The organism is Chlamydiota bacterium (assembly GCA_016178055.1).
In the GTDB taxonomy this organism is placed as follows: Bacteria; Auribacterota; JACPWU01; order JACPWU01; family JACPWU01; genus JACOUC01.
Map to the genome: position 1 here is coordinate 1 of JACOUC010000041.1, position 3,950 is coordinate 3,950.

Sequence of the window (3,950 nt, forward strand, 5' to 3'; positions counted from 1 at the left end):
CAAATTGAATGGTTTAAAGCGGGCTCGGCACTAAACTTGATTCGTTCAAAAGAAAAAGAAATTAAAAGTGAAAAGTGAAAAATTAAAAGTTACAATCGAGCATCGAGAATCAACATATTTTTAAGGAGACTAACATGATTAACTCTCGTTTTTTAACATTATGCGGTATTGTACTCATCGCTGCCCTCTCTCGCCTTATCCCTCATCCACCCAATGCAACGCCTTTGGCTGCCATTGCCCTTTTTGGAGGCGCTTATTTTTCTAAAAAATATTTAGCGTTTCTCGTTCCGTTCTTAAGCCTTTTCTTAAGTGATCTCGTGATCGGGATTGACCCTGAAATGGGAGCTGTTTATCTTTCCTTTGCAATGATTGTTGGAATCGGACTCTTGCTCCAAAAGAGAAAGGGGGTTTTCTCTCTTTTCTCAGCTGCCTTAACAAGCTCTGTACTCTTTTTTCTCATCACCAATTTCAGTGTTTGGCTGGGAGGACGTCTTTATCCTAAAACGTTAAGTGGTCTTGGAACCTGTTTTATTGCCGCCATTCCCTTTTTTAGAAATACGCTACTGGGCGATTTATTTTATGTTGCGATTCTCTTTGGATCCTTTGCCCTGGCTGAGAAAAAATTTTCCGTCCTAAAAACACCCTCATGGGCTCTCAAAGAAGTAAAATAGGCCTATGATATGAGCCAGCTTCCGTCTTCCTCTCCATGGTAAAAATTAAAGAGGTAAAATGGTAAACTGTGTTTTGCCGTTTCTGTATTTTTTAGTCAAGTAAAGTTTACGCTTCTTTATGGGCTTCGACCTCAATTGCAATCTCGACCTCATCTCCCAAAGCCGATCCTCCATAAGTGATTCCAAAATCTGATTTTTTAATCACCGTCTCGGCCTCCCAACCTGAAAGATCCATATTCTCCATTCCCTTTCCAAATCCGGTAGATTTCACATTTAAAAAAATCTCTTTGGTAACACCCTTCATTGTAAAATCCCCCGTAACTTCATATTGATCCTCTCCTATTTTTTTCCAAGACTTACTCTGAAAGGTAATTTTTGAATATTTTTCCACATCAAAGAAATCTGGACTTTGAAGATGATGATCTCGTTTTTCATTTCGTGTATTGATGCTAGCGGCCTCAATCGTGGCCTGGGTTGTATTGGTTTCCATATTCTCACGATTGACTGCAATGACCCCCTCAAATTTATCAAAAGTGCCTGTAACCTTGCTAAGGAAATGACGAATCTTAAAAGTGATCGACGAATGAACGGGATCAATCACATAATTTTCTGTTTCGGCATAAGTCAAAACACTGATCCAGCAGCATAAAATCGATAGAATAATTTTTTTCATTTGACATCTCCTTTTTTCGACATTTTTAATAGCGTATGTTAGAATGCCCGCATGAAAAAGTCGAATGAAAAAGGGAAGCAAATTGTAACACTGGGGCTTATTCAGACCCAAGCAGGTAATAATGCCAAAAAAAATTTAGACCATGCCTTGCAGAAAATAGAAGTGGCTGCTCGTAAAGGAGCGCAAATGATCTGTCTTCAAGAGCTTTTTTGCTCTCTTTATTTTCCTCAAACGGAAGATGTGGATTTTTTTCAATTGGCCGAAACCATTCCAGGGCCCACGACTCAAAAACTTTCGAAGTTAGCACGGCAAAAAAAAATCGTCATTATTGCATCCCTTTTTGAAAAAAGATCTGCAGGTCTTTACCACAACACGGCTGTCGTCATTGATGCTGATGGAGCGATTCTGGGCATTTACCGAAAAATGCATATCCCCGATGACCCTTGCTTCTATGAAAAATTTTATTTTACTCCGGGAGACACAGGCTTTAAAGTTTTCGACACTCGGTTTGGACGCGTTGGAGTTCTAGTGTGTTGGGATCAATGGTTTCCTGAAGCCGCTCGCCTGACAGCCTTGAAAGGCGCTCAAATCCTTGTTTATCCAACGGCCATTGGCGCACATGACAAAGATCGCGCCTTTGCCAAGACCCAACATCAAGCCTGGGAAACCATTCAAAGGTCTCATGCCATTGCCAATGGGGTTTACGTCGCTTCTGTCAATCGGCTGGGGAGAGAAAATGATTTAACTTTTTGGGGAGGATCTTTTGTTTCGGACCCCTTTGGAAAAATGCTTGCAAAAGGGAGTTCTAGCAAAGAAGAAATTCTGATCGTCCCTTGCGACTTAAAGAAAATTGAAGAAACGCGCCACGGTTGGCCGTTTCTGCGGGATAGAAGGATAGATGCGTATCACCATTTAACTGAACGATATATCGACTCTTTTGATAATAAATCAAAATTTAAAAATCAAAATGGCCTGGTTGCAACAGGATAGGGAAAATTTTTAATTTTGATTTGTCATTTTGATTTTTGCATTTTGATTTTTGATATCCGAGCACATTGAAAATCCTATGCAAAATAACAGAACAACCTTATCCGATAAAGCCAAGTAGACTATTTTTTTGTTTACTTGGCTTAAATATATAATATAATAAAGCCAAGTAGACTGATAATTTACTTACTTGGCTTTATAGGGATCTCTGATTTATGACATTCGCCCTGCAGCGACCTTTAAAAGTCCATCAGAACAAGACCTTTATTGGAAGAAGGGCGGAAATGCACCGATTCCAGGAAATTGAAGCTCGTCAGGAGGCAAGTCTCGTGGTGGTCTATGGCCGCAGAAGGGTCGGTAAGACAGAACTGATTGAGCAATATTTTAGAGAACGCCGTCTGATTAAGTTTGAAGGGTTAGAGGGAGCCTCTCCAGAAGCGCAAATTTCTCATTTTTTATATCAGCTTTCGAAATACACAAAAGACCCCTTGGTCTCTCAACTTAAATTTGGCTCTTGGCTCGAAGTCTTAGATTTTTTGGGCGACTTGGTTTTGAAGGGAAAATGGACGCTTTATTTTGAAGAGATTCAATGGCTGGCGAACTATTCTGATACGTTCATCTCTGCGTTAAAATATGTCTGGGACAATAAACTCAGACACAACAAAGAACTGATACTCATCCTGTGCGGGTCCTCTCCTTCTTTCATTATCAATAAAATTTTTCATTCTCGAGCCCTTTACAACAGAAGCCAATATCCACTTCTACTTAAAGAATTCAACCTCCAGGAAATTCGGGACTTTTTGGGCCCTAGAAGGTCCCCTCACGAAATCATGGATGCCTGTCTGACAACGGGAGGAATTCCAGAATATTTAAAGTATTTAAAAACCTCTAGCTCCATTTTTTTAAGCCTCTCTCGAGAATCGTTTCGTCAAGGCGGTTTTTTCACCGACGAAGACGAAAGAATTTTTATCAGCAGTCTTGCAAAAAATCCGAACTATCAAAGGATTATTGAATTTTTGGGTAAAAGAAAATTTTCCACACGCGATGAGATTGCAAAATATCTCAAAATTAAACCCGGGGGAAATCTTACGGAACTCCTCAAGGATTTAGAAACCTGCGGCTTTATTTCTCGATATGTGCCCTATTACCTAAAGCCCGAAAGCATGCTTTCGCGTTATTGCATCACCGATTCGTTTTTACAGTTTCATGCCAAGTTTATCCGCCCCATCAAAAAAAGGATTGCCCGAGGGGATTATGACGAAGACCCCACAAGGGCCCTGCCAAAAGAAAGTTATCAGAAATGGTTGGGATTTGCCTTTGAGCGTTTTTGTCAAAAATCGCATCGCATTTTTTCTAACGTGCTTGGATTTAGTGCAGTGCAATACAGATGTGGACCCTTTTTCAGTCGGCGCACAGATGAGTTAAATCCTGGCTATCAGATTGATCTCCTCTTTGATAGAGACGATAAGGTTTTAACGGTATGTGAAATAAAGTACACCGAGGCAGCAGTTGGAACGGAAGTCATTAACGAGATGGATAGAAAATTAGAACTTCTTTTGAATCCTAAAAAGAAATCCATTCAACGAATTCTCATTGCCCCTTTTGGAGCAACAAAGGCC

At 40.2% G+C, this 3,950-nt stretch carries 4 protein-coding genes; 3 read left to right on the plus strand and 1 reads right to left on the minus strand.

From position 1 onward, the window contains the following. Positions 1-134: 134 nt before the first annotated feature. A complete protein-coding gene (locus HYS07_06185; GenBank protein MBI1870761.1) occupies positions 135-671 on the plus strand; it encodes a hypothetical protein in 537 nt (178 codons plus the stop codon). A gap of 106 nt (positions 672-777) precedes the next feature. On the opposite strand, the gene HYS07_06190 is transcribed toward HYS07_06185, so the two are convergent. After that, the gene (locus tag HYS07_06190) at positions 778-1,344 is read right to left on the minus strand and encodes a YceI family protein (protein MBI1870762.1); all 567 of its coding nucleotides are present in this window, start codon (positions 1,342-1,344) and stop codon (positions 778-780) included. 51 nt (positions 1,345-1,395) lie between these two features. Here HYS07_06190 and HYS07_06195 point away from each other — a divergent pair, with 51 nt between their 5' ends. Both HYS07_06195 and HYS07_06200 read left to right on the plus strand, forming a co-directional pair. Further along, positions 1,396-2,334 (plus strand): carbon-nitrogen hydrolase, encoded by a 939-nt coding sequence (locus HYS07_06195; GenBank protein ID MBI1870763.1) that lies wholly within the window; start codon positions 1,396-1,398, stop codon positions 2,332-2,334. 212 nt (positions 2,335-2,546) lie between these two features. Further along, positions 2,547-3,950: hypothetical protein (locus HYS07_06200; GenBank protein MBI1870764.1), on the plus strand; the 1,404-nt coding region annotated here is incomplete at its 3' end.

What these genes read in the sequence shown, in the direction of transcription:
- HYS07_06185 (MBI1870761.1), top strand. Translation starts at nt 135, where the DNA reads ATGATTAACTCTCGTTTTTTAACATTATGCGGTATTGTACTCATCGCT.
- HYS07_06190 (MBI1870762.1), bottom strand. Translation starts at nt 1,344, where the DNA reads ATGAAAAAAATTATTCTATCGATTTTATGCTGCTGGATCAGTGTTTTG.
- HYS07_06195 (MBI1870763.1), top strand. Translation starts at nt 1,396, where the DNA reads ATGAAAAAGTCGAATGAAAAAGGGAAGCAAATTGTAACACTGGGGCTT.